The 6,437-nt window shown below is 62.5% G+C and carries 8 protein-coding genes; 3 read left to right on the top strand and 5 right to left on the bottom strand.

Features of this window, described 5'->3' with window-relative positions; genetic code table 11:
- Nucleotides 1-408: 408 nt before the first annotated feature.
- From thpR to FJ319_14240, 3 genes are all read right to left on the bottom strand, one after another.
- Nucleotides 409-999: an RNA 2',3'-cyclic phosphodiesterase gene (gene thpR / locus FJ319_14250; protein ID MBM3935427.1), complete on the bottom strand. Its 591-nt coding sequence runs from the start codon at nt 997-999 to the stop codon at nt 409-411.
- Nucleotides 996-1,520, bottom strand: a complete 525-nt coding sequence (locus tag FJ319_14245; protein ID MBM3935426.1) for a mismatch-specific DNA-glycosylase — start codon at nt 1,518-1,520, stop codon at nt 996-998. The genes thpR and FJ319_14245 overlap by 4 nt, the downstream gene beginning before the upstream one ends.
- 63 nt (nt 1,521-1,583) lie before the next feature.
- Nucleotides 1,584-2,417, bottom strand: a complete 834-nt coding sequence (locus FJ319_14240; protein ID MBM3935425.1) for an SDR family oxidoreductase — start codon at nt 2,415-2,417, stop codon at nt 1,584-1,586.
- Between the two features lie 112 nt (nt 2,418-2,529).
- Between FJ319_14240 and FJ319_14235 the strand changes: the two genes are divergently transcribed.
- From FJ319_14235 to FJ319_14225, 3 genes are all read left to right on the top strand, one after another.
- The gene (locus FJ319_14235; protein ID MBM3935424.1) at nt 2,530-2,775 is read left to right on the top strand and encodes a hypothetical protein; all 246 of its coding nucleotides are present in this window, start codon (nt 2,530-2,532) and stop codon (nt 2,773-2,775) included.
- A 25-nt stretch (nt 2,776-2,800) separates the two neighbouring features.
- Nucleotides 2,801-3,994 carry a hypothetical protein gene (locus tag FJ319_14230; protein ID MBM3935423.1) on the top strand — a complete coding sequence of 398 codons (1,194 nt, stop codon included), beginning with the start codon at nt 2,801-2,803 and terminating at the stop codon, nt 3,992-3,994.
- Nucleotides 3,995-4,216: 222 nt separating this feature from the next.
- The gene (locus tag FJ319_14225) at nt 4,217-5,200 is read left to right on the top strand and encodes an exo-alpha-sialidase (protein MBM3935422.1); all 984 of its coding nucleotides are present in this window, start codon (nt 4,217-4,219) and stop codon (nt 5,198-5,200) included.
- A 73-nt stretch (nt 5,201-5,273) separates the two neighbouring features.
- On the opposite strand, the gene FJ319_14220 is transcribed toward FJ319_14225, so the two are convergent.
- Both FJ319_14220 and FJ319_14215 read right to left on the bottom strand, forming a co-directional pair.
- The gene (locus FJ319_14220) at nt 5,274-5,930 is read right to left on the bottom strand and encodes a cytochrome c (GenBank protein MBM3935421.1); all 657 of its coding nucleotides are present in this window, start codon (nt 5,928-5,930) and stop codon (nt 5,274-5,276) included.
- Nucleotides 5,931-5,996: 66 nt separating this feature from the next.
- Entirely contained in the window at nt 5,997-6,224 is a 228-nt protein-coding gene (locus FJ319_14215; GenBank protein MBM3935420.1) for a hypothetical protein, read from the bottom strand.
- Nucleotides 6,225-6,437: the final 213 nt, after the last annotated feature.

The raw sequence follows: 6,437 nt of genomic DNA, 5'->3' as shown, positions 1-6,437 counted from the left end.
AGATCGAGCCTGACAGCGAGCGGAGCACATACGCCAGGGCGACCGTAGAGGTACAGGAGCGGCTGGACGGGCGCATCGTGGTCATGCACAAGGGGCGTGAGCTGGCCAGCACGGTTGCTCCCCTGAGACCCGCAGTCCTGCGAGCAAGGCGAAGAAAAGCTCAGGCGGGCAAGCGTGGAGAGGGGCGTGCTGGAGACGGACCCGTCTCCAGCACACCCCTCTCCTCGCCCAAGGATCGAAAGCCGGGTCCAGATCACCCTTGGAGATCGAGACTGATTCAACCAAAACCAGTCGTACTGACAAAATCACTGAGCAGTAAGACTGACAAAGTCATTGAGCATTGACAGACCTGCCGAGAGTGGAGACTTTACGGGAAACGAGGCGCGGCGCGGGGGTGCATCGCCGGGCTCAAGGCGCCGGGAATGAGGCCATGGCGATCCTGTCGTAGTGCGCTCCCGTGGGGAGGAGAGTGCTCCGCATAAGGCTAATGCCTGACACCCTGATTGGGCGCCCGGCCTGAATGTCCGCGGAGAAGAGCGCCTCCGTTACCCGGCGCCTATCTTGAGGGGTTGCCCGGTCTCCGATGCGGGCGAGTGTAAGATGGGGATGGAATGGACGGACCTCGCGGGGGAAGCCGATCCCTTCCAGTGAGGCCTCCATCCTGTTCTGAAGCGTCCGCAGGCTCTCCGTATCCCATTCTATACCGATCCACAGCACGCGCGGGCTGCGGCTGTTCGGGAATGCCCCCACGCCTCCCAGCCTCAATGTGAACGGCTTGCTATCGCCTGCGACATCGGACATGCGCCTGCTGACAGCATCAATGCGGTCCGTCGTCAAGTCGCCAAGGAACTTGACGGTAAGGTGCGCTCCTTCCAGGTCCACAGGTCGCAGGCTGCTTACCCGGACCCGCTCCATCTGATCGATTAGCGCGCCCAGGGCCTTCTTCGCTTCATCAGGAAGCTCAATCGCCAGGAAGGTCCTTACAGTCTCGCTTTTCATTTTCGAAGCCCGTCTCTAAGCTCCCTGAGCCTGGTATACCAATCGACCATGTCGTTCAACAGGTACGCGGCGTTGGCCGGGCTTGGACTGGGGACTACAAACACTTTCGAAGCGCCGATGTCCCGCGGCTGCAGCCCGAACTGGAGCGCCTTCTCGTCTATGCCTTCCCCATACTTCAGGTAGTTCCTGTACCCGGTCATGCCGTTGAAGCTTACGATCCTGGGAGCGTACCGCAGGAGCCGGTCCCTCAGCGCAGGCGCTCCCTTTCGCCAGTCCTCCACGCCCAGCATGGCAGCGTTCGCGGTCGCGCGCTTCACCACATCTGTGAAGCCTATCCCCTGCTCCAGCGCCATGTAGTCGTGGAGAGCGTCCAGGGGCGGGTTGAAGAGGCCGGCCTGGTTGACGGCCGGCCAGAAGCGGTTTGTCTTACGGGCGAAGTAGTGTCCCACTTTCGCGCTGTACTCCCCGGGGTTGATCCCGACGAACACAACGTCCAGCCCCGGCTTCAGATAGTCCGGCAGCCCATCGCCTGTATCTTTCCGGCCTTTTTCACTGCTCACCACGGTTGACTCACACCCTGTCGCTCAATACGGCATCTTCGTCCCGACGCTGCCCTCCAGGTAGTGGGCCTGGCGCACGCCAAAGTTTTCCTGAAGCTGCACTGTGAGGCCGCCATCGATGGGCAGTGCAACGCCGGTTATGAAAGACGCCTCTTTCGAACAGAGGAACACAATCGGGTCGGCAATCTCCTCCGGCCGCCCTACCCTTCTGAGCGGGTACTGGTCCTCGAAGAATTTCAGCCCGGACTCTTTGCCGACCCAGAACTCCTTCAGCCGCTCGGTCACTATATGTCCGGGGCAGACCGCATTAACGCGAATATTGTCCGGACCGAAGTCCATCGCCATCTGCTTCGTGAGGCCGATCACCGCTATCTTGCCCGTTTCGTAGACCGCGAATCCCGGCGCCTGGAGAAGGCCGTGGGCTGAAGATATGTTGATGATGCTGCCGCCGCCGGCCTTGCGCATGTGCGGCACGGCGTACTTGGAGGCCAGGAATATTGACTTCACGAGCACGGCCATGCCGGAGTCCCACATCTCCTCGCTGACCTCTTCAATCGTGCCCCGCCCGCCCGTGGTGGGGTTGTACGCATTGTTCACCAGGATATCGAGCCGACCCCAGACAGAGACAGCCTTCTCCACCATGGCCTGGACGTCTGCGTGAGAGCCGACGTCGGCCTTGAATGCTTCAGCAGTACACCCTTTTCGCCGGATAGCTTCGACGTTGGCGCGCGCCTCGTCGATGTCGATATCCGCCACGAGGACCTTCGCGCCCTCCTCGGCCAGTCGACGGGCCGTCGCGCCGCCGATCCCCCGCGCGCCTCCGGTGACTATCGCTATTTGACCGAGAAGCCTTTGCATGGCGCACGCTCCGTGTAATAATCTAGGGCCTATTATAAATGCTGCGCGGCGGAACACAAAGCGGCTGCGCCCGCGCCTCCGGTCACGGTTCCGATGCATGAGGGAGTGGAAGTTGAGCGAAGAGATCATCGGAATGCGGGACATGATGACTGTATTCGCGGTGACGGATAAGTACGGCGTCGACCGTGAAATGGTCACCGTCCCGCTGGAGAAGTCCGGGGAAGGGCAGGTCCGCCGGCTTCAGGACAGAGTCGTCGAGATCGTTGTGCCCGCAGGCATGGCGGAGGAAGCCTGGGCTGCAAAGCTGGCGGCCGCGCTGGAGTCGATGGGTTTCGAAGCGCAAGAAGTGAAGTGGTGACACGCTGTTGAAAGGAGGCAGGCACATGAAGTGGAGCTCGGCAGTATCTGAATTCCCGACGACGGGCGATGCGATAGCCGAGTGCGCGGACCAGGTGCTCCGCGGACTTGACGGCCTTGCCCCTGATCTGGTCGTCGCCTTCCCCTCCGCCCACCACGCGCCGGAGTTCGGCAACGTCCCTGAGCTGATTTCCCGGCGGCTCAATGCAGGCGCGCTCATCGGCTGCTCCGGCGGCGGCGTGATAGGCGCCGGACGCGAGGTGGAGCACCGCCCCGGCTTCTCGCTGACGGCAGCTCACCTCCCGGGCGTGGAGATTGTGCACTTCCACCTGGAGAACGAGGACCTGCCTACGGAAGACGCCGCCCCGGACGAATGGGAGGACATGCTTGGCGTGAAGGCCGCCGACAGGCCGGACTTTATTATCCTCGCTGACCCCTACACCTTCATGACGGACAAGCTGATCGCCGGGCTGGACTACGCCTTCGCGGCCAGCGCCAAGATCGGCGGCATGGCCAGCGGGGCCCAGCAATGGGGCGGTAACGCGCTGTACACCGGCGGGAAGACGCACCGCTCCGGCGCGGTGGGAGTCTCATTGCACGGCGAGGTTACCGTGGACACTATTGTCGCCCAGGGCTGCAGGCCCATCGGCTCTCCCATGCAGGTGACGGCCTGCAAGCAAACGATGCTCCTGGAGCTGGAGGGCAAGCGGCCTATCGACGTGCTGAAGTCTGTCTACGAGAAGCTGAACACGAACGACCAGCGCCTCGTCACCCGCCACTCGCTGTTTCTCGGAATCGTCATGGACCCGCTGAACGACAACCCGATGCTGGGCGACTTTCTTATTCGCAACATCCTGGGGGCCGATCACGCCACCGGCGGAATCTCCGTGGACGAGGTGCTGCGCGAGGGCCAGACCGTGCAGTTCCACCTGCGGGATGCGGATACATCGTCGCGCGACCTCGAGAGCCTGCTCGACAGGTATGCCGGCCGCCACCCTGCGGCCGACGGCGCGGGCGCGCTGCTGTTCCAGTGCCTGGGCCGAGGCTCCTACCTGTACGGCCGGCCCGACCACGACACCGAGATGTTCCGCCACAAGGTCAGCCCCATGCCTCTCAGCGGCTTCTTCTGCAACGGCGAGATTGGCCAGGTAGGCGGCGCCACGTTCCTCCACGGCTATACAAGCTCCTTCGGGATCTTCAGGCCCAGGGCCGCCGTGTAGGACTGCGCCGGCGGCCCGTGCTAATATATTGCCTCACTCAGCGACATCCCTTTTTTTCATACTCCAGGAGGACACAATTGGCAGAGCAGCTCAGTGTACCTAAAGGCAGCGTTATTGTGCTTGTCGGCACCCGCAAGGGCGCGTTCCTGATTCGGCTCCGACAAGGCGCGCAAGAAGTGGAGCGTATCCGGCCCCCACCACGCCGGCGTCGAAATCTTCCACGTGGCATACGACCCCCGCGACGGCTCCACCTATTCTGCGATCAATAACCCCGTCTTCGGCGCGGAGGTGCAGCACAGCCGCGACCTGGGCAAGACGTGGCAGCAGTCGAAAAAGAACCCGAAGTTCCCGGAGGGCGGGAAGCTCAGCGTCAACCGCATATGGCACATCGAGCCGAGCCACGAGGGCGAGCCGGGAGTAATCTACGCCGGCGCAGAGCCGGCCTCGCTCTTCAGGAGCGCCGACCGCGGCGAGACGTGGGACGAGGTTACGGGTCTCACAAGCCACCCCTCGCGCGACAAATGGAACCCCGGGAACGGCGGGCTGTGCCTGCACAGCATCGTCGCGGACACCGGGACCAAAGGCCGCATGTGGGTAGGTATCTCCTCCGTCGGAACATTCGGCACGACGGATGGCGGCAAGAGCTGGACGACTCATAACAAGGGCGTGCGCGCGGACTACTTTCCGGAGCGGTTCCCGGAGTTCGGCCAGTGCGTGCACCATATGATGTCGCCCCGGACCAGCCCCGGCACGCTCTACCAGCAGAACCACTGCGGCGTGTACAGGTCCGACAACGGCGGCAAGGAGTGGGTGGATATCAGCGCCGGCCTGCCCTCCCAGTTCGGCTTCGTGCTGGGCCTGCACTCGCAAGACCCGAAGACGCTCTACGTCATCCCCGAGGACGCCGTGCAGGGCAAGGACCTGGGCGGCGGGCAGCGGTACTTGACGGACGCGAAGATGCGCGTGTTCCGGAGCCGGGACGGGGGCGCAAACCGGGAGCCGCTGACGAAGGGGCTGCCCCAGGGGAACGCCTACATGCACTTCATGCGCGAGGGCATGGCCACGGACGCATACGAAGAGTGCGGCATCTACGCCGGCAGCACGACGGGCCAGCTTTACTACAGCCGCAACAACGGCGACTCGTGGGAGCTCCTGGCGGAGCACCTGCCGCCGATCCTGTCAGTGAACACCGGCATGGTGGGTTAGACAACAGGCAGGGGCGCCCCGGTAATCTGGGCGCCCCTGCTTGTTGGACATGTTGGACTTGTTGGACGCGCCTTTACTCCAGGCTGACCAGGTACGCGTGCAGCGCTGTAAGCTCCGTATCGGTCAGCTTGCCCACCGACCGCCAGGGCATCTGGGCCGGGTCCAGCTCCCGACCGGTTGGGTTGACGCCGGTTCGCATCGTCTGCATGAATTGCCCCGCGGTCCACGCCTTCACAACCCTGAGATTCGGACCCAGGGGGTAAAGACCGCCGGGGCCTCCTGTAAGCTCCTGGCCGTGGCATTCGCGGCACCCGCCGAACTCCACAATATACTCCCCGTATTCCGCTGTAGGGTCCTCACGAGGCTGGGTCGGGAGCTGAGTAGAGGGAAGGTCCCTTACCGGAAACATCCCTGCGCCGGCGAACAGCACAGTGAGCACCGAAAGCGACTCATCAGGCGTCGGGTTCTGGACCGCCGGCTGGCTCCGGATATAGGCGACGATGGACTTGATGTCCTCGTCACCAAAGGCCCGGAAGTTCTGGGACTGCATCATCGCCAACAAATTGCCGTCGGGGTCCGCCCCTTCGCGGATAGCGCGGATAAGCTCTCCGTCGGTCCATCCGCTGATGCGCCCGGCAGGTGTGAGGTTTGACGGCACGATCGTCCCGAGGGGCAACCCTGCATCCTCGGAGAGGTTCTTGCCCCCACTCAGCGGGACGGTCTCATTCATAGAATGGCACCCGGCGCAAAGCGAGTTGGCGATGTGCTCTCCCCTCGCGATGCGCTCCGGTGTGTACTAGATGTTGTATTCGACTACTTCGTTTCCACGTGGCATGTACGACTTGAACATGCCCAGCGCCAAGACGATACTGAGGACCGAGAAGACAAAGACCGGAAGCGCCAGTCCGACAACGCCGCCCCACTTCACAACTGCCTTCTTGCTTTTCCACACCCGAAAGATGAACCGTAGACACACGCCGGCGATAGCGACCAGCACAATCAGTACGATGAAATTAACCAGCATCGTGCAAAGACCCCCCTGGTTTCGAATGGAAACGTCGCCCAGTCTAACGTATGAGTTGCGGAACACGCAACGTGGAGCCGCAGGGATGTCTTTGCTCAGTGATATTGTCAGTAGGTAACTGCTCAGTGAATATGTCAGTCCATGAGAGGACTACATTTGACCGAGCGAGAAGCGAAGAGAGCACAGATACTGAACCTTGTTCTGGAGGGGCGT

It is taken from the genome of SAR202 cluster bacterium (assembly GCA_016872355.1).
Lineage (GTDB): Bacteria > Chloroflexota > Dehalococcoidia > Lucifugimonadales > VGZY01 > VGZY01.
The sequence above is the reverse complement of the archived record's forward strand: the minus strand, read 5'-3'. Positions and strand labels throughout refer to the sequence as shown.

Coding starts and splice junctions, on each gene's coding strand:
- FJ319_14240 (MBM3935425.1), bottom strand. CDS start 2,417: ATGCAAAGGCTTCTCGGTCAAATAGCGATAGTCACCGGAGGCGCGCGG.
- FJ319_14220 (MBM3935421.1), bottom strand. CDS start 5,930: ATGAATGAGACCGTCCCGCTGAGTGGGGGCAAGAACCTCTCCGAGGAT.
- thpR (MBM3935427.1), bottom strand. CDS start 999: ATGAAAAGCGAGACTGTAAGGACCTTCCTGGCGATTGAGCTTCCTGAT.
- FJ319_14215 (MBM3935420.1), bottom strand. CDS start 6,224: ATGCTGGTTAATTTCATCGTACTGATTGTGCTGGTCGCTATCGCCGGC.
- FJ319_14230 (MBM3935423.1), top strand. CDS start 2,801: ATGAAGTGGAGCTCGGCAGTATCTGAATTCCCGACGACGGGCGATGCG.